Raw genomic sequence first — 16,939 nt, 5'->3', positions numbered from 1 at the left:
GTCCACTATTTTTCGCTAGCTTCTAAACCACCAAAAAGTTAAACTAACGCAGTATCAATGTGATCGATTCAAATTGGGGCCAACGCCTGCGAAGCATTTGCCCGCAATTTTTTGCCGCTGTGACCGTGGGCTAGTGCACTATAGCTCATCCGAATCGAGGCGTTGACAGTGCGCGAGCGGCCAATTCCGCGCACAAGCGAAAAGTTTCATGTGCCGACATTTATCTTTAGGGAGCGTTTTATGTGGTGGAAGCGCGCGTTATTGGGCGTGATGTTGATCATCGGCGTGTTTTTTTTAACCGTGGGATTACAGCCGACGAACTTTCAAGTGGTTCGCACGGCCAAAATCGCCGCGCCGTCGCAAGTCGTCTTTGCCCAGGTGAACAACCTGCGCGAATGGGAAGATTGGTCCCCCTGGGCCAAAAAAGATCCCCAAATGAAAACCACCTATGCCGGCCCCGCGGCCGGCAAAGGGGCGGAATATAGCTGGAATGGCAACAGCGATGTCGGCGAAGGAAAAATGACCATCACCAATAGCCTGCCTGGACAGGAAATCGACATGCGGTTGGAATTTGTGCGCCCGTTTGCGGGTACAAATGACGTGGAGTTTGATTTTGTCCCCGACGGGACCGGCACCATCGTCACCTGGAAAATGAGTGGCAAAAATGACTTCCTGGGAAAAGCGGTCAGCCTGTTTATCAACATGGACGAAATGGTGGGGAAGGATTTTGAAAAAGGTTTGGCCCAGTTAAAAACGATTTGCGAGGCCGAGGCAGGAATTGGGATGGATACTCCCAGCGGCAAGGGAGATGACGCGCCCCCGCCCGCAAATCCGCCCGCCACGGGGGATGCTGCGGCGACGATTCCCAGCACCCCACCTGTTTCCACCGTATCACCCCCTCCCCCGATTCAAGAAAAGCAGAAGTCGGTGGAACCGTAGTATCGCTATAACAGTAAGAAACAGAATGATGACGCACCGAATTCCCGCTAGCACAATATTTGGCGGATTTTCGCGGGGAAGTTAGTTATCGTGCGCCCCTTCGTTTTCCATCTAACACCAACAAAACATGATTTCAACCCATGAAAATCGAACCGTATCTGTTTTTTGATGGACATTGCGAGGAAGCGCTGCGCTTTTATGAACAAGCGCTGGGCGCCACCGTGACCATGCTGATGCGATTCAGGGAAAACCCGGACGCTCCTCCCGGCTCAATCCCCCCTGACGCCGAGGATAAAATCATGCATTGCGTAGTAAAAATCGGCGATAGCACGGTGATGGCGTCGGATGGGATGAATTCGGGCCAGCCGCGATTTCAGGGAATTTCGCTATCACTCAATTTCCCTACCGTGGCGGATGCCCAGCGGGCATTTCAGGCCCTCGAACCGGGGGGCCAAGTGCAAATGCCCTTTGGATCAACCTTTTTTTCGCCGGGATTTGGAATGGTCGCCGATAAATTTGGCGTTTCCTGGATGATTCTTACCGATCCGCCCGCCGCCTAGACCACGCCATAAAAGCTCTCTTGGAAAGCCATGCCGCTAGCGTTTACAATACAGCCGCTTGGCTAGACCGCCGCGCGGGCGTGCTAGCAATGACAGCTTTCGTTTGGTTATTTACCGACTGCGCATGGAGGCGCAATGACGGCAGCGGACCAGTCCCACCCCCGACTTAATTGGATCGTTTGGGCCCTCACGCGCCCCATGCCGGTACTTTTGCGGTATTCCTGGACCACGCTGGGCGTGGCGGTCGGTTTGGGATTATTGGCCACCATTTATACCGTTCTGGCTTTGGGATACAAATCCGGCCGCACGGACTTGATTGACCCCCATAGTGATTACCAACGATTATGGACCGAGTTTGTCCATGAATTTGGCGAACAAGACGATGCCGTCATTGTCGTCGAGGGGCATAGCCGCGAAGAATTAATTCCCGTGCTGCGCGAGGTGTCGGAGGAACTCAACCGCGACCATCGCTTGTTTCGCTCGGTCTTGCATGAGGTCGATCTATCCAAAATTCGCTCCAAGGGGCTGTATTATCTCGAACCCGAGGAACTTACCCAGCTACAACAGTCCTTGCCGGAATCCACCGCTATTGTCCAGGGGGAATGGACCCGCTTGCAAGTCAGTAAGACTTTGGGGGGACTGGTGTGGCGGTGCCAAACCCTGGCTGGCGGAGACGCGCCCCCCGCCATCGCCGCACAGGCTAATTTGCGGCATTACTTAAATTGCCTGATACGGGTGTTTGAGGGATCGTCCGCGGAATATCCTTCCCCTTGGCCGGATCTGCCCGCCGCCGTCACCACGCTTAGCCAGACCCATGCCGAATATCTGCTCAGCCCCAATGGACGGCTGGGTTTTGTGCTGTTGCGGCTAGATCCGGGAAATAACAAGCTCGCCCCGTACAGCGAAGCGACCGACGAATTACGCGGATTGTTGGCGCGGATCCGGCTGAAATTTCCCGGAGTGGGTTTGGGGTTAACGGGCCTGCCGGTCATGGAAAATGACGAAATGCGGGCCAGCCAGGATTCCATGCTTTGGGGCAGTGTGATCTCCTTGGCTGGCGTGTTAGTTATCATTATCGCCGGTTTTGGCGGGGTGCGGCATGCCCTCTTAGCCAATCTGGTATTACTATTGGGCATGGCGTGGTCGTTTGGATTTGCCACGTTGGCCGTGGGACATTTAAATATCCTGAGTGTCACGTTTACCGCCACGTTAATTGGCGTGGGAATAGACTACGGCACCTATTATGTCGCGCGCTATTTGCAATATCGCGCCCAGGGGGAGGACCCGACCCAGGCGATACTAAACACCTCGACCGCGGTGGGGCCCGGAATATTCACGGGAGCGGTTACCACGGCCATCGCGTTTTTCTCGGCGGCGTGTACCAGCTTTACCGGAGTGGCGGAGTTGGGAATCATCGCGGGAGGGGGGTTGATTTTATGCGCGATCGCCCAGCTTTATATCTTGCCCGTTTGCTTATATCTGGTTGATCGGAGCCGCTGGGGAGCATCCCTTCCCGTGGCGCTGCCGGTCCACCGGCTCTTTTTTCCCTTGTGGAATTTGCCCCGAATGACCATGTTCGCGGGTCTATTGGCAACAGCCGCGCTGGCGTGGGGCCTGCCCCGATTGTGGTACGATTACAATCTGCTTAATCTTCAACCGCAGGGACTGGAAAGCGTCGCCTGGGAGCAAAAATTACTGCAACAAAGCGAACAAAGCGTATGGTACGCGATATCCATCGCCCCCACCCGCGAAGAATTGCTGCGACGCAAAGCGGAATTCGTCAAACTGGCGTCGGTGGAACGAACGCAAGAAATCGTCTCATTATTACCCCAAAGAGACCCCGGTTACACCCAACAGATCGAATCCGTTTCGCAGTCCTTGGCAAATCTGCCGGAGCGTCCGCCGCTGATCGCGGTGGACTTATTGGAACGCCTGGGAGCGCAACTGGCCACGTTACAAGCCCAGTGGGAACGCCAGCCGGACTCCGCCGGACTAGCCCAACAATGCGCCCAGTTACGGGACCTGTTGCGGCGGCTTCCCCCGGCGGAATGCTATGCGCGGCTGTCTGCCTTTCAACAAAACTCCGCAGGCGAATTGCTGAGCCGGTTGCACTTATTAAAATCCGTGGCCAATCCCGCTCCCCCGCGGCTCAGCGATTTACCGGACAGTCTAGTGGACCGGTTTGTCGGACAAAATGGACAATACCTACTAAAAATTTACGGCCGGGGAAATATTTGGAATATGGCGGCTTTACAAAAGTTTGTGGCCGATGTACGCAAAATCGACCCCCGTGCGACAGGTAATCCGTTGCAAGCGTATGAAGCCTCGCGCGATATGAAACGAAGTTTTGAACAGGCCGCGATTTATGCCCTGGTGGTTATCGCCGTTGTCCTGTGGCTCGATTTTCAAAATGTCTGGCACTGCTGTCTGGCCGCGCTGCCGTTAATTTTGGGGATGCTGCAAACTTTTGGAATGCTGGCCTGGATCAATCAACCCCTCAATCCCGCAAATATGATCGCCCTGCCGCTCATCATGGGCATCGGCATCGATTACGGGGTGCATATTGTCCATAATTATCTGGAACAACCGGGCCGCTATCACATGACCCCCGCCACAGCGCTGGCCATCATGGTCGATGCCCTGACCACGATCATCGGGTTTGGCAGCCTGATGCTGGCCAGTCACCAGGGTTTACACAGTCTGGGGCGGGTGCTGACCCTGGGCATTACCTTTTGCACGCTGACTTCCATGGTTTTACTACCTATTTTGCTGCGGTGGCTCTCAACGACACGCCACAAAAATGCCGCTCCAACGATGGAACGTGAAATTCACAATCCCCTAATTACAAATTCCTCTCACCTAGACCCGATGCCTGAGGCCAATTCTCTACCGTTGGAACTTCTCGCGCTCGGGCGCATTGTCCAACAACCCCCAGTCGCCCCCGCGGAATTGCGCGTCTCTTGGCTGCAAAACCAAGAAGCCAAACCGGTTATCCCGCCACACGAGACAACCAGTTCCCCCTCTATTGCGCAGGCCACGCAAGAAGAATTTAAGCAAGTTTCCGGAGAATTACCGCTGGAAAATATCGCACCCGACTCTGTTAACCAGCAGCGCGCAGCCTAAATATCTCGAGAAGCATAAGCAACCTGTCAAAGAGTGGCTTCACTCTGGACTGGTTGGCTGATTCTCGGTGGATGAAATTTTTCCCTGGGACCAAGGATTTTGTGCCTGCTGTTCCGCATACCATGTTTGCTCGGTCCGCCAGTGGCGGTACAAGGCCGCGCCTTTTTGGGCCACCCCCAATAACATAAACAGTCCCAAGGGCAAAATCACCGGCAGTAAAATCCAAAAGGGAAACCCCTCGTTGGCTGCTGGATTTTGCATCAAGCCCGCCCACGCGGCAAAAGTCATCGCCGCGACAAATAACAACACATGGATCGTCCCCATGCTAAACTGCCACGCACGCTTGCCAGGCTGGGGTAGAACGTCCCCATTCGTAGCCGATGGATTTACGGGGTGATCGACAGGGACTAAATGTGGCGGCTGGGTGGATGCATTATTGTTACGCGCCGAGGGTTGCTTTTCCCAAGCCTGGGCCAGGGCGTCCGGATTAATTCCGTTGGTCGATGGCAAAGGCAAACCGCCAGACTCTTCCGCCGACCCTGGCGGGGCACGAAATGCTTGCTCGGAATTTAAACGTGGCTCCATAATGTAAATCCTGGCTGCTTCATGGTTTAGAAGCAAGCAAAAAACAGAATTACTCCTCCGCGGAAAGAAACTTAGGCACTCTCCAAGCGACCACCCAGTTTGCCCAGCTTGCCGGATGCGCCGTTTATGCCGATCTGTTGGATTTTACGTCTCTTGCGGACGATAAGGCTAGTAGAGGTTGTACCGGGTCGGTGAACCACCGGTGCCATGGTCAACGCTAGCAGTAGGTAGCCCCCAAAAACGCTCATTTAGGGAGAGTTTTGCCTCGACCCAGACCAGGCAAAACCCTCTGTTCATTTTCCCGCGCGAAAGGAATCGCCATGAAACAAGCTTGTCTATTACTGGCCGCGGCGGTGTTGCTGGCCGCATCCGGCGGATGCTGTGCAGTTGACCGCCTGGGCAGCCATGCCTGGGGCTGCGGAGTGGGACACGGTTGCAAAGGAGATAGCTGCGGTTATGCCGCCGGTGGAGGTTGCGATAGCTGTGGACAAAGCTGCCCCCGGTGTGGTCATGGCCTGCTAAAGGGCATCTGTAATCATTGTGGAGCCGCCCACGCCAGCACGACCATGGGTGGCGAACCGACCGGCCCTTATGCGGGTAACGGCACGGTGGCGTACCCCTATTACACAACTCGCGGTCCGCGCGACTTTTTGGCAAAGAATCCCGGCGGGATCGGTCCGTAAGCCGGGATTTACATGTCAAAATGCTTCCGCCTGAAAAGAATTTTGGCATTTAGCCAGATAATAAACAAATGCGAACGGTCCACGGCCATCACGGACGGACCGTTCGTGTTTTGTTTTTTATGTAATCATGGATTTCAATCAGGATTTAAGCAATAATATGGCTAGCGGCGTGTAAACTTTGAAATTCGCTCTTAATTCATATTCCGCAGTGAAAGATGGCTATTAAGCTGGAAGCAGCTGATATCGAGCGTTTGTCTGTGGCCGAGCGCCTAGAGTTGATCGAGCGGCTGTGGGAAAGTTTGCCAGAAGCGATTCTCCCCGGCGAAATTCCCGATTGGCATCTTGCGGAAATAGCCAAACGTCGCGCCGAACTTGATGCCAATCCCCAATCAGGACGTCCCTGGCGCGAGGTACTTGATCAGTTGCGGGGGAAGGGATGAGTTTACCTGTCAGATTAAGCACGCGAGCCGAGGAGGACTTGCGTGAAATCGTGGGTTACTACCAAACCAAACAAGCCAATCTGGGCATAAAATTTACAAACAACATAATTGCTGAAAAGCATAGAATAATTTCCGGAAATGTATGGCTGCGTCTGGCAAGATGTCCGAGCTGCTCGCATAAAAAATTCCCCCATGTTGTCTACTATGTGACCCTTAATGATCGCGTCGAAGTATTCGCCATCATTCATGGTTCACGCGATGGGTGCGTTTGGAAGTCGAGAATTTAGTCCCCCCTCACGCCACGCCCCCCACGATCAGGCAAATATTTTGGCCGCCAAAGCCAAAGCTGTTGCTCAGGGCGTACCGCACGGCGCGCTCGCGGGTTTCGTTAGGGATATAATCCAGGTCGCAGTCCGGGTCGGGAGTCGTGTAGTTAATCGTGGGGGGCAGTTTTCCCTCCCGCATGGCCAATATGCTAATGATAAGCTCGGTCGCGCCCGCCGCCGCGATCAAATGCCCCATCATGCTCTTGGTGCTCGAGATTGGGATCTTTCGCGCATCCTCTCCAAATACCTGTTTGATCGCCAGCGTTTCAACCTTGTCATTCACGCTGGTGCTGGTGCCGTGCGCGTTTATGTAATCAATTTGCGAGGGATTAAGCTGGGCGTCCGCCAGCGCCATTTTCATGCAAGCGATTGCCCCACGCCCCTCGGGGTGCGTGTCGGTGATCCGGTAGGCATCCGCCGTCGTGCCATAACCGACCACTTCGGCGTAAATATTGGCCCCGCGGCGACGGGCATGCTCGTACTCCTCTAAAATTACCATCGCCGCCCCTTCGCCCAGGACAAAACCGTCCCGGTCGCGGTCGAACGGGCGCGAGGCCTTTTCGGGCTCGTCATTGCGCTGGCTTAGCGTGGTAAGTAGGTTAAACCCCGTCACGCCAAACGGGTGGATCATACTATGGGTCCCGCCGGAGATCATCACGTCGGCATCCCCCCGGCGGATCATTTCCACCGCTTCGCCCACGGCCTGGCTACTGGCGGCGCAGGCGGTCAGACAGTTGGAATTTGGTCCCTGGGCGTTAAACAGACTGGCTAAATGTCCCGCGGGCATGTTGGGTTCTTGCTCTAGTTCCGCCAGGGGATGTAATGTGGCCAACCCCGCCTGCGAAAACTTTACCAGATCGAGCTTTTCCCCCACGAGCGCATCGGCCATCATCTTGGTGAATAACTGAAAATCTTGCTGTCCCTCGCCGCTTCCCAAATAGACGCCAAAGCGTTCAGGCTGATGATTGGCTTCGTTTAAGCCCGCATCGCGAACAGCCTTGCTGGCCGCCCCCACGGCAAAGCGGGTGTGCCGACCGGCGTATTTCCAGTCAGCGGGGTCCTCTCCCACGTCGCTCACACACCAGTTTTTGACTTCGGCGGCGATTTGAGTGGGAAAGTTGGTGGCATCAAAGATGGTGGTGCGGGCAACGCCGGATTCACCCCGTAAAAGGCGCTCCCAAACGGTGGAAACCTCGGTCCCCATGGGATTGACCATGCCCATTCCGGTAACAACAACGCGTCGACGCATAGATAAGGCTCCCGGTTGTGCCGCAAGTGATCAGTGACTTTGTACTATTTTATTGGGAACTTCGTTCCTGGCCTAGCATGGATTGAGCTTTGGCAAGAGCGAAGCGTCCCTTTTTGGCCTATGGGCATAAATTTGCCGGAATTTGCAACGGACTGCCGTCCTCGGCGCGCCCCACTTCAAAAACTCGGAGCAGTTGCAGCCACGCCAGCAACATTCCCGGCTGAAAGAGGACGCGTTCCGCCAATTTTCCGGATAAATAGGCAAAGAAAATCTCGGCTTCCGCCTGCAGACGATCCCCGATATGGCTCGTGGCCGAGACCATCGCCCCATCTTCGCGAATTTCCAATATATTCGCCCGGTAGGTCAGCGTATCTCCCGGTTTTGCCGCATGATAAAAAATGGCCTTGGACAATTTGGCCAATACCACATGCCGTTCAAACCGTTTGGCCTCCGCCACCAGCAACCCCCCGGTCTGGGCCAGCCCCTCAATAATTAAAGAGTTGGGCATAACCGGAGCGCCGGGAAAATGGTCGTGCAAATGCTCTTCGGCCAATGAGATATTTTTGACGGCCACCGCATGGGAGCCGCTTTGAAATTCTAAATAACGATCAAACCAAAACCAGCGCATGGGCCCTATCACCAAATAAAGTAACCGCTAGACCACGCTGGAAGTTGGGCCCGAGCCTAAAAACCACCAGATTGTTCTTAGCCTACCTTGGACATCACAAACCGCACCATGTCCTGAACGGTCAACAATTGTGAAAACTGATTCACGGCGGGATTAGCCACAAATTTGTCCAGGTCCAAGAAAGGCATCCGCTCTTTTAACTTTGCCAATCCCGCGGCGTTCACTTTGCCGTCTTGGACGTATTCCGCGCTGGTCAAGATGTCCTCGGGTGACAATTCGCTTTGCGAAATCTTGATCCCGAACGCTTTTTCCAGCTTAAACACGATGTCCAGCCAGTCGATCGATTCCGCGCCCAAATCCCCCATGATGGATGCCGTGGGGGTGACTTCGTCGTCATCCACGCTAAGGGCATCGACCAGACAGGTTTTGACTTTTTCAAAGACTTCGGCTTCGGACGGCATCGTCAACATGCTCCCAGAAAAAACATGCAAAATTTTCCAATTCGATGGCTGTTAATGTAACAATATCCGCGAATTTCAACCAGATGTCTCTGGCTTAGTCCTTTTGGGAGGACGGAATTAGCGGTAAATCGTGGTAAAACTCGCTAAACGGGGGAGTTGCTTTCCTGCCAGGCATGGCCCGGACGATACAAAACCTCGTACAATTCCCGCATCATCCGAATTACCTGCCGATCATTACCCGCCAGGGAGGGCTGATCGTCGGCTTGATTATATCGTTCTAGGACTAGCCGCGCGCTTACGTTGATCGTCCCATTCACTGTCCCCTGGGCTTTCACCTTGGTCTGGCGATCATCTTGGGAAAGAATTTCGGCTGTGACCACCAGGGTTTGCCCCGGGCTGACAAAATCCGCGTATTTGACGTTGCGGGCTTCGGACAAGGTTACAATCGCATGGGCAAAATTCTCGCTGGCACGAATCAACCAAGCCGCGCTTTGCGTGAGGGACTCTAGCATAAAGACGCCGGGCATTACCGGAAACTGCGGAAAGTGGTCCGCCAAATATTCCTCAGCCAAGCTAAGATTCTTTATCGCCGTGATGCGCTGGCCGGGTTCCAGGCTGACGATTTGATCAATGAGCGTAAAACGCATGGAAATCCCAGAAAATACAGCAATTTTTCCAGTTGCCCGACTATTTTGTATCGCCGGTTTTCATGAAAAAACCCAGTTCAATAACAGACGGGAGCGGTTTTTTTCATAAATAAAGTGACTAGAAATTATAAATTCTTAGACAATCCTCCACAACCACCGAAAACAGCTAAATTTACAAGCTGGCTCGCCGTTACGAATGCCTCAGAAAAAAATTTCGCCACCACTGCCATCTTGGCAGTCAACGCCGTCTGGAAATTCGCAGCACATTTTCCATAAAACATTACAATCAATAGACTTACAACCAACCGAAACAGCACATATTTTGTTTGGCATGATTTATGCTTTCCCATTTTCATGAGAAACTGCAGTACCTCTCCACTTGAAACACCACAGAATCAAATCACCCCCTGGCTGATGTCAGGGACATAACCTGTTTTAGAGGAGGTTCAAATCATGCTTGCGCTCAAAGTTCGTGGTAGTCAGGGACGAGATGAATACTTTGCCCTGCCTGGCCTGCGGTCCGAGATGAATCGTCTGTTTGATACCTTTATTCGTGATCCCCTGGGTAACCTACAGGAAAATCTGACAGGGGGCTGGCAACCGGCTCTCGATCTGGCCGAAACCGACAAAGAAGTCTCCATTCGCGCGGAACTCCCCGGCGTAAAGCCCGAGGAAATCGACATTAGCGTGCATGGCGATCATTTGACCCTGGTCGGCGAAAAGAAAGAAACCTGGCAAAAAGAAGAGAACGGTTTTCATCACAAGGAAACCCGATATGGCAAGTTTTCGCGTACCGTCACTTTGCCGGAAAATCTGGATACAGACGCCATTTCAGCGGAGTTTTCCCACGGTGTCCTGGTAATCAAACTGCCAAAGGTCCCGGCCGCTCAACCCAAAAAGGTTTCAGTCAAGGTCAACTAAGCAATGTCAACTTAAAACGCAACGCGTTTTGGTTTTGCATTGACTCAGCATGTCTAGCGTGAACTCCGCCCCCCGCAACGGTCAACTTGGCCGCCTGCCGGTGGCGGAGTTTTTTGTTGATTCCGGCCTTTTCGCGGACCAAGGGGAATGTGGCCATTTGCAAGGGGGGGCCGCGTCTTATAATCTGAATGTAATAATTCTGCTCGCGGCGAGTGTCCGTGGGCGATCATCGTGCATGCGGGAGCGACTTATGATGCGGCCAGTCTCGGGGGGAGTGTTACAGGGGTTGATTGCGATTTGCTTGATGTGGTGGGGCGGCGCGCCGCTCGCGGCACAATCCGCTCCCGCCGCCGCGGGGAAACACCAGCAAGAACAAGCGGCAATCGACCAGATCACCAAGCTGCGCGGAAAAATCACCCTGGATGACGCGGGGCACGTCTCCATTGTCGTTCTGGACGAGCCTGTCAATCTAACCGAATTGGCCTCGGCCATCGACGGACTGACAAAATTGAAACGGATCAAATTGACCGGCCCTGACATTACGGATGCGGCGCTGCCCATCTTGCTCAAGCACCCCACGTTGGCCGATATCGAGTTTGAGAATTGCGCTATCAGTGACGAGGCGATGCCAAACTTTGCCAAGTTTCCCAAACTCACCGGCCTGGGCTTACGCAGGTCGGACATCAGCAATGACGGCTTGCAACATTTGGCTGGATTAAAAAACCTGACCAAATTGGGACTGCTTTATACCAACACCAGCAATGATGGCCTGGCCCACCTGGCTGATTTAACTAATTTGACGGCTTTGGATCTACGGGCGTGCCTGATTGTGAACGATGACGGCCTGCCGCATTTGGCCAAACTGGTAAAGATGAAAAGTCTTAAGTTCAAGAATCAGCCCAGTATTACCGGTAAGGGACTGATTCATCTAAAGGACATGAAAGTTTTGAAGGAGATCGGGCTGGATGACACTGGTGTCACGGACGAGGGGCTGGAAAACCTGGCACAGTTCGCCGATACCCTGGAAATCCTGCACATTGAACGAAACCAAATTACCGATAAAGGCTTTGCGCATTTTGCCCCGCTGGAAAAAGTTCATACGTTTCAAGCCCGCGGCGTGCTAACCGACGGCAGCGGTTTGCGGCATTTGTTGGGAATGAAAAATCTCAAGACGCTGGAATTAGCCGAAACCGGCACGACCGATAAGGGCCTGGAATACATCACTCAAATGACCAATCTCGAACGGTTGGATTTATGGCTTACCAAAGTAACGGATGAGGGGCTAAAGAAGCTGGCTCCGCTAAAGAAATTGAAGTTTTTGGACATCAAAGAAACCGGCACCGGTGATGAAGCCCTAAAAACCATCGTCGAGCTTCCAAATTTGGAATCGCTTTACCTCGATACCAATAAAATTACCGACGCGGGTTTAACTTCCCTGGGCAAGCTAAAAAAGCTCAAGGAACTGAGCATTAAGTTTTGCAAGGTCAGCGACGAAGCGGTGGCCAAATTGCAAGCGGAATTGCCGAAACTTAAGATTATTCGGTAATGCAGGAGAGCCGCAAATCTTTTTTTGCCTCAAGAAATGCAACAAAGACAAAGTCCACTTCCGCTCTTCTCACCATTTTTTCATTCTTTGTAATTCTTGAGGCAACGAACCAGTTTTTGTGGCAGTTAATCCAACTCCGTCAACCACACGCGAATTTCGTTTTCATATTCGCTGGCCAGCCCTCCCACGATTAGCTGCCGGTGAAAGCTGGCCGCGCCGTCCTTGACCATATCGGCCGCTTCGGCGCTTTGAAACCGTTTATTCGGATCCGGGGCAATCATTCCGCGGCAAAAATTCATCAGCAATTCATTGCACGTGACTTCCTCTGGTAATAACTGCGGCAGCCGTTGGGCCAAAAAACGCTTCCCCTCTAGTAGCTCGCGATAGGTATGCATCCCCGCGAATGGCGGTCGGCCCGCCAGCATTTCGATAAGCACATAGCCCAGACTGGCCAAATCCGACCGGGGGGTATACTCCCCCCCTTCTAGGACTTCTGGAGCGGAGTAAGTCGGGGTACAGGTTCGATTGGCCGGGGGATCATCCAGCATAATTGCCGAACCAATATCGACAATTTTCGCATTGCCAGTCCGCTTGAGCATGATGTTGGCGGGCTTGATATCGCCATGCACGACTTTTTCGCGATGGAGCGCCGCCAGCGCCGCCAGGCATTCGCGCACAATCGCGATGGCGATACCGGGCTTAAATCGCGATTGCATCGGCCCGGCGGTGACGATGACGTTGTTCAAATACGTCCAGCGTTCCGGAGGTACGCATTCCTGTGTCCGGTCCAGAACCGCCCGGCTAAGCAAATGGCTCAAATCGTAGCCATCGATCCACTCCATTTCCATCAGGCGAATCCGGTTGCGATCCACCCAATTATGCACATCCAACAAATTATCCTGCTGAATCTGGGCCACCCGCGCGGCCACCGCCGCACAACGCCTCATCGCGTCATCGTAGGCGGAACTGTCTTCGTACCGTTCCGGCGAAAAGATCTTGAGCGCGACCGGCAGCGTAAATCCGTCCGTCCCTCGCCGCTGGCTCAGGTAGACCAGACCTTGCCCGCCGGCCCCGAGCAGCCGTAAGAGGCGATGATGCTCGGTCCAATTCATCCGCTGATCGTCTATCAAATTCTGATAGCGGCGCAGTAAATCATCCGGACAGCGACGAACGGTGTGCCCTCCCTGGGTGATTGTTGGCACGCCTTCGCGAAATAGGGTAGTCGTCATATATGGTGGGGCGGTGTGGGTGGCGGTCGAGTCAATACAATCGCTTGAGGGCGTGGATCTCCCCAAACTGTCCAATCCTTGGGTTCGCAGACTCCTAGCTCGACAGCAAAATTTTACTAAACGTTATTATAGTCAAAAACGCAAAATACCAATAGTCATGACAATTATTCCCCGTAATTGAGGCTATTTGACAATCTCCCCGCTTCACACCCAGACGCTTTTTGGCCATCCAATAACTGTAATAAAAATGCCCTCGGAGGAACATCATGGATCCCCCTGTCTTAGAGGGCCCCCCCATAGCGCACGGAAAAGCTTAATAAACCTAGGGATTTGGCAATTCTAGCGGGGGGTTACTTACTCAATGGAGAGAATTGCCTGTGAATTGACAGTGAGAGCCTAGAAGTTATGATAATTAGTGATTAAACAGGGGGGAATCCGGGGAGCCTGCGACTCCATTATTGGGGCGTTTTGACGTCGAATCGCGGGATCAATCCCCCAACTTAGACGCTATTTCATACCTCCCGCACTGTCGTTTGTGCACGCATTTCCAAGGACGATGGACTAATGACCCAAATTTTACAAGCGCAAGCCGGAGTCATCACTCCGGAGATGGAATATGTTGCCCGGCGCGAACACCTCGAGCCGGAATTGATCCGGAGCGAAGTTGCCCGAGGCCGTCTGGTGATCCCCGCGAATAAAGTCCACTTGGCCAAATCGCTCGAGCCAATGGGGATCGGCGTTGCCACCAAGTGCAAAATTAATGCGAATATCGGCAACTCGGCCGTCACCAGCAATCTGGCCGAGGAACTGCTCAAGCTACACACTTCGATCCACTTTGGCGCTGACACCGTCATGGATCTGAGCACCGGCAAGGGGATCGACCCCATCCGGACCGCTATTATTGAGGCCTCTCCCGTCCCCATTGGCACGGTCCCCATCTATCAGATGCTGGAAGAATTGGGGGGCGAGATTGAGGAGATGAAGCCGCAGCACTTTTTGGACATGGTGGAACATCAGGCCAAACAGGGCGTGGACTATATGACGGTCCATTGCGGGTTACTGCTGGAGCATTTGCACCTGACCACCAGCCGCGTCACCGGCATTGTCAGCCGTGGTGGATCGCTCATTGCCAAATGGATGATGGCCCACCGCCAGCAAAACCCTCTCTATACCCATTTTGACGACTTATGCGACATCATGCGGGCCTATGACGTCACCTGGAGCCTCGGCGACGGGCTACGCCCGGGATCGATCGCCGATGCCAGCGACGAGGCCCAATTTGCCGAGCTAAAAGTCATGGGCGAGCTGACCCTACGCGGGTGGAAAAACGGCACCCAGGTCATGTGCGAAGGCCCTGGCCACCTGCCGATGGACCATATCGACTTTAACATCAAACGCCAAATGGACTGGTGCCACGAAGCGCCGTTCTATGTGCTGGGGCCGTTAGTCACCGATATCGCCCCCGGCTATGACCATATCACCAGTGCCATCGGGGCCGCCCTGGCCGGTTGGAGCGGCGCAGCCATGCTCTGTTATGTCACGCCCAAGGAACACCTGGGCCTGCCGAACAAGGACGACGTGCGGCAAGGGGTGATTGCGTACAAAATCGCCGCGCACGCGGCGGACTTAGCCCGCCACCGCAAAGGCGCCCGCGACCGGGACGACGCACTCTCCCGCGCGCGGTTTAGTTTTGACTGGAACGAGCAATTTCGCCTGTCGCTCGACCCCGAAACCGCCCGGCGGATGCATGACGAGACCCTTCCGCAAGAAACATTTAAATCGGCCCACTTTTGCAGTATGTGCGGGCCGAAATATTGCAGCATGAAAATTACCGAGGAAATCCGGGAAATGGCGGCGGAGGGGGAGTTGGTGGAAAAAAGCGTAAGCGACTTTAGTGCTAATCCACTTCAAGCAGAATTGCCGTCGCATCTGCCGGAGTTGCCAGTCGTGACTCGACCTTAGTTAGAATGGAATTTTCTCAGCGTGCTCTATGACACTTAATATCCAATTTGAACTTCCTGGAGAATTGGATCGCTTTCGCTTACCCTTAGGGGTAAATGCACGTTTACAAACCCTATTAGTTTCGACAAGATTCCGGTGAAACTTTATCAGTTGCGGAACGTGAGGAGGCCGAAGGGTTGGTAGAATTGGCTGAATTCTTGACGCTCTTGAAACTGCGCGCGGAACGCACTTAGATTAAATGCGGTCAGTGTTGCGATTAGTAAGCTTGCAGGCATCCACCCTAATGGAATCATCGTCGAGCAAGCTTGCGACCGGATTCTCCTCCCCCCGCCCCCTCATCGCTTGGGCGCTTTGCGATTGGGCCAATAGCGCGTTTTCCACGATCAATATCACCCTGATCGCGCTCTACCTGAGCCAGCATGTCTTTCCCGCCGCGACCTGGGGCAACCTGAGCGGCGTCATGTACCCCCTGGGTTTGGGGTTGGCCACGCTTTTTGCGGCGGTCGCCTCACCCATTGCCGGGGCTTTGGCCGACGCGCACGCCAGCAAATCGCGCTGGTTGGCGGAGACCACGCTCCTGGGGTCCGCCGCCGCCATCCTGCTGGGCGTGATCCCGCTCGAATCTCCCCTGGCCATTTGGGCCTGTTACGTGGTCCTGGTCTTTTGTTTTGAATTGGCTTATGGATTTTATTCCGCTTTTTTGCCGGAAATCGCCCCCGCTGAGGCCATGAACCGCGTTTCCGGCTGGGGCTTTGTCTGTGGTTATGTCGGCGGCGGGTTGGTGCTGTTGATCGCCATGCTCATTATTTACTATGGCGGCTATGATCCGGTCAAAAATCCCGATCCCTGGCCGTTGCGCGCGGGGATTGTGCTGCTCGGGATCTGGTGGAGCGTGTTTACCATTCCCGCCATGATCTGGCTACGGGATTCCGCAACCACAAAATCCGATCCGCTCCCCTGGCGCGCGGCCGTGCGACAGGCGGTGGGCCAGGTCATGCACACCCTGCGCAATCTATCGCAGTTTCGCATCTTGGCGATTTTTTTGGCGGGGTATCTCTTTTATAACGACGCTATCCAAGCGGTCATTTCCCAGGCCAGCCTATTCGCCAAAGCGGACCTGGGCTTTACCGCGGTGGAACTGATCCAATTGGTCCTGTTGATACAATTTTTGGCGGTCCCCGGGGCGATCCTCTTTGGCTGGCTGGCGGATCGCGTCAGTCCCTGGCGCACGCTCATGCTTTGCCTGGCGCTCTGGGCGTTGCTCATCGCCGGGGCTTGGTTTGTGCGGGAAAAATCACACTTTTGGATCATGGGCGTGGCGCTGGCGTTTATCATGGGGGGGACCCAGGCGGTGAGCCGCGGCATCATGGGCCTGCTGACACCCCGGCAGCGCGCGGCCGAATTTTTCGGCTTTATGAGCCTTTCCAGCAAAGCGGCGGCGTTCCTGGGACCGGGGCTGTTTGCCGCGGTGTTCTACGTTACCGGCGAATACCGCCCCGCAATTCTAAGCTTGCTATTTTTGCTATTGATCGGTTGGGCCATTGCCAGCCGGGTGGATGTGGCGGCGGGGCGAAAAGCGGCCTTGGCGGCGGAAGAAAGCGTAATGAAGTAGCGGAATTCGCCAGAATTCTGTATCCGAC

At 54.2% G+C, this 16,939-nt stretch carries 16 protein-coding genes; 9 read left to right on the top strand and 7 right to left on the bottom strand.

Annotation, left to right across the window (positions count from 1 at the left end):
• Nucleotides 1-240: 240 nt before the first annotated feature.
• The 3 genes from SFX18_16555 to SFX18_16545 all read left to right on the top strand — a co-directional run bounded on the left by SFX18_16555 (nucleotide 241) and on the right by SFX18_16545 (nucleotide 4,622).
• Nucleotides 241-939, top strand: a complete 699-nt coding sequence (locus SFX18_16555; GenBank protein MDX1964762.1) for an SRPBCC family protein — start codon at nucleotides 241-243, stop codon at nucleotides 937-939.
• A 140-nt stretch (nucleotides 940-1,079) separates the two neighbouring features.
• The gene (locus tag SFX18_16550) at nucleotides 1,080-1,499 is read left to right on the top strand and encodes a VOC family protein (protein MDX1964761.1); all 420 of its coding nucleotides are present in this window, start codon (nucleotides 1,080-1,082) and stop codon (nucleotides 1,497-1,499) included.
• Nucleotides 1,500-1,697: 198 nt separating this feature from the next.
• Entirely contained in the window at nucleotides 1,698-4,622 is a 2,925-nt protein-coding gene (locus SFX18_16545) for an MMPL family transporter (protein MDX1964760.1), read from the top strand.
• A gap of 39 nt (nucleotides 4,623-4,661) precedes the next feature.
• Here SFX18_16545 and SFX18_16540 read toward each other — a convergent pair whose 3' ends face one another.
• Nucleotides 4,662-5,207, bottom strand: a complete 546-nt coding sequence (locus tag SFX18_16540) for a hypothetical protein (GenBank protein ID MDX1964759.1) — start codon at nucleotides 5,205-5,207, stop codon at nucleotides 4,662-4,664.
• 320 nt (nucleotides 5,208-5,527) lie between these two features.
• Here SFX18_16540 and SFX18_16535 point away from each other — a divergent pair, with 320 nt between their 5' ends.
• Both SFX18_16535 and SFX18_16530 read left to right on the top strand, forming a co-directional pair.
• On the top strand, nucleotides 5,528-5,890 hold the full coding sequence (locus SFX18_16535; protein MDX1964758.1) for a hypothetical protein: 363 nt from the start codon (nucleotides 5,528-5,530) through the stop codon (nucleotides 5,888-5,890).
• A gap of 215 nt (nucleotides 5,891-6,105) precedes the next feature.
• Nucleotides 6,106-6,330 (top strand): addiction module protein, encoded by a 225-nt coding sequence (locus SFX18_16530; GenBank protein MDX1964757.1) that lies wholly within the window; start codon nucleotides 6,106-6,108, stop codon nucleotides 6,328-6,330.
• Between the two features lie 294 nt (nucleotides 6,331-6,624).
• Here the strand turns inward: SFX18_16530 and fabF are convergent, their stop codons facing one another.
• The 5 genes from fabF to SFX18_16505 form a co-directional block, all read right to left on the bottom strand.
• The gene (gene fabF, locus SFX18_16525) at nucleotides 6,625-7,905 is read right to left on the bottom strand and encodes a beta-ketoacyl-ACP synthase II (protein ID MDX1964756.1); all 1,281 of its coding nucleotides are present in this window, start codon (nucleotides 7,903-7,905) and stop codon (nucleotides 6,625-6,627) included.
• A 118-nt stretch (nucleotides 7,906-8,023) separates the two neighbouring features.
• Nucleotides 8,024-8,533 (bottom strand): 3-hydroxyacyl-ACP dehydratase FabZ family protein, encoded by a 510-nt coding sequence (locus SFX18_16520; GenBank protein MDX1964755.1) that lies wholly within the window; start codon nucleotides 8,531-8,533, stop codon nucleotides 8,024-8,026.
• A gap of 77 nt (nucleotides 8,534-8,610) precedes the next feature.
• Nucleotides 8,611-8,994: an acyl carrier protein gene (locus tag SFX18_16515; protein ID MDX1964754.1), complete on the bottom strand. Its 384-nt coding sequence runs from the start codon at nucleotides 8,992-8,994 to the stop codon at nucleotides 8,611-8,613.
• Between the two features lie 143 nt (nucleotides 8,995-9,137).
• Nucleotides 9,138-9,641 carry a 3-hydroxyacyl-ACP dehydratase FabZ family protein gene (locus tag SFX18_16510; protein ID MDX1964753.1) on the bottom strand — a complete coding sequence of 168 codons (504 nt, stop codon included), beginning with the start codon at nucleotides 9,639-9,641 and terminating at the stop codon, nucleotides 9,138-9,140.
• Nucleotides 9,642-9,766: 125 nt separating this feature from the next.
• Complete coding sequence (locus SFX18_16505; protein ID MDX1964752.1) at nucleotides 9,767-9,997, bottom strand: hypothetical protein; 231 nt, start codon at nucleotides 9,995-9,997, stop codon at nucleotides 9,767-9,769.
• 97 nt (nucleotides 9,998-10,094) lie between these two features.
• On the opposite strand from SFX18_16505, the gene SFX18_16500 reads away from it, so the two are divergent.
• Nucleotides 10,095-10,562 (top strand): Hsp20/alpha crystallin family protein, encoded by a 468-nt coding sequence (locus SFX18_16500; protein ID MDX1964751.1) that lies wholly within the window; start codon nucleotides 10,095-10,097, stop codon nucleotides 10,560-10,562.
• Nucleotides 10,563-10,812: 250 nt separating this feature from the next.
• Nucleotides 10,813-12,108 carry a hypothetical protein gene (locus SFX18_16495; GenBank protein ID MDX1964750.1) on the top strand — a complete coding sequence of 432 codons (1,296 nt, stop codon included), beginning with the start codon at nucleotides 10,813-10,815 and terminating at the stop codon, nucleotides 12,106-12,108.
• Between the two features lie 125 nt (nucleotides 12,109-12,233).
• Here SFX18_16495 and SFX18_16490 read toward each other — a convergent pair whose 3' ends face one another.
• Entirely contained in the window at nucleotides 12,234-13,337 is a 1,104-nt protein-coding gene (locus tag SFX18_16490) for a serine/threonine-protein kinase (GenBank protein MDX1964749.1), read from the bottom strand.
• A 543-nt stretch (nucleotides 13,338-13,880) separates the two neighbouring features.
• Between SFX18_16490 and thiC the strand changes: the two genes are divergently transcribed.
• Both thiC and SFX18_16480 read left to right on the top strand, forming a co-directional pair.
• Complete coding sequence (gene thiC / locus SFX18_16485; GenBank protein MDX1964748.1) at nucleotides 13,881-15,299, top strand: phosphomethylpyrimidine synthase ThiC; 1,419 nt, start codon at nucleotides 13,881-13,883, stop codon at nucleotides 15,297-15,299.
• A gap of 283 nt (nucleotides 15,300-15,582) precedes the next feature.
• A complete protein-coding gene (locus SFX18_16480; protein MDX1964747.1) occupies nucleotides 15,583-16,911 on the top strand; it encodes an MFS transporter in 1,329 nt (442 codons plus the stop codon).
• Nucleotides 16,912-16,939 lie beyond the last annotated feature (28 nt).

The sequence above is a fragment of the Pirellulales bacterium genome (assembly GCA_033762255.1).
In the GTDB taxonomy this organism is placed as follows: domain Bacteria; phylum Planctomycetota; class Planctomycetia; order Pirellulales; family JALHPA01; genus JANRLT01.
The sequence above is the reverse complement of the archived record's forward strand: the minus strand, read 5'-3'. Positions and strand labels throughout refer to the sequence as shown.

Excerpts from the sequence above, each read along its gene's own strand:
- SFX18_16555 (MDX1964762.1), top strand. The coding sequence starts at position 241 with ATGTGGTGGAAGCGCGCGTTATTGGGCGTGATGTTGATCATCGGCGTG.
- SFX18_16530 (MDX1964757.1), top strand. The coding sequence starts at position 6,106 with ATGGCTATTAAGCTGGAAGCAGCTGATATCGAGCGTTTGTCTGTGGCC.
- SFX18_16495 (MDX1964750.1), top strand. The coding sequence starts at position 10,813 with ATGATGCGGCCAGTCTCGGGGGGAGTGTTACAGGGGTTGATTGCGATT.
- SFX18_16480 (MDX1964747.1), top strand. The coding sequence starts at position 15,583 with ATGGAATCATCGTCGAGCAAGCTTGCGACCGGATTCTCCTCCCCCCGC.
- SFX18_16490 (MDX1964749.1), bottom strand. The coding sequence starts at position 13,337 with ATGACGACTACCCTATTTCGCGAAGGCGTGCCAACAATCACCCAGGGA.
- SFX18_16550 (MDX1964761.1), top strand. The coding sequence starts at position 1,080 with ATGAAAATCGAACCGTATCTGTTTTTTGATGGACATTGCGAGGAAGCG.
- SFX18_16505 (MDX1964752.1), bottom strand. The coding sequence starts at position 9,997 with ATGAAAATGGGAAAGCATAAATCATGCCAAACAAAATATGTGCTGTTT.
- SFX18_16520 (MDX1964755.1), bottom strand. The coding sequence starts at position 8,533 with ATGCGCTGGTTTTGGTTTGATCGTTATTTAGAATTTCAAAGCGGCTCC.
- fabF (MDX1964756.1), bottom strand. The coding sequence starts at position 7,905 with ATGCGTCGACGCGTTGTTGTTACCGGAATGGGCATGGTCAATCCCATG.
- SFX18_16545 (MDX1964760.1), top strand. The coding sequence starts at position 1,698 with ATGCCGGTACTTTTGCGGTATTCCTGGACCACGCTGGGCGTGGCGGTC.
- SFX18_16500 (MDX1964751.1), top strand. The coding sequence starts at position 10,095 with ATGCTTGCGCTCAAAGTTCGTGGTAGTCAGGGACGAGATGAATACTTT.
- SFX18_16540 (MDX1964759.1), bottom strand. The coding sequence starts at position 5,207 with ATGGAGCCACGTTTAAATTCCGAGCAAGCATTTCGTGCCCCGCCAGGG.
- SFX18_16515 (MDX1964754.1), bottom strand. The coding sequence starts at position 8,994 with ATGCCGTCCGAAGCCGAAGTCTTTGAAAAAGTCAAAACCTGTCTGGTC.
- SFX18_16510 (MDX1964753.1), bottom strand. The coding sequence starts at position 9,641 with ATGCGTTTTACGCTCATTGATCAAATCGTCAGCCTGGAACCCGGCCAG.
- SFX18_16535 (MDX1964758.1), top strand. The coding sequence starts at position 5,528 with ATGAAACAAGCTTGTCTATTACTGGCCGCGGCGGTGTTGCTGGCCGCA.